This is a genomic window from Herbidospora sp. RD11066 (genome assembly GCF_054661255.1).
The window spans coordinates 1-242 of record NZ_BAAGDO010000325.1 but is presented as its reverse complement, the minus strand read 5'-3'; the positions used below and the strand labels follow the sequence as shown (position 1 = coordinate 242).

General features: G+C 56.2%; 1 protein-coding gene. It reads right to left on the bottom strand.

Annotation, left to right across the window (positions count from 1 at the left end; all coding sequences use genetic code 11):
* Nucleotides 1-40: 40 nt before the first annotated feature.
* Nucleotides 41-242: elongation factor 1-alpha C-terminal domain-related protein (locus tag ACYQ78_RS40040; protein WP_459806224.1), on the bottom strand; the 202-nt coding region annotated here is incomplete at its 5' end.

The window sequence follows — 242 nt, the reverse complement described above, 5'->3', positions numbered from 1 at the left end:
GTTTAAACAAGAAAGTCTTCAGAACATCAGCGCTCAAGGCTCACTTCTTCTTGCCACCCTTGTCATCACCCTCGCCCTTGCGCTCGCAGCTCACCACCTTGCCAAGCATCACCACACCGTTGCCATCCATGAAGGCAACACGGGAGAGGCCCTCGCAGTTCTTGAAGGTGTCGCAGACCAATGGCTGCTGTGGCTGGAAGCTGCACTGAGCCATCTCGTTGGACTTCAGGGAGTGAGGGTCC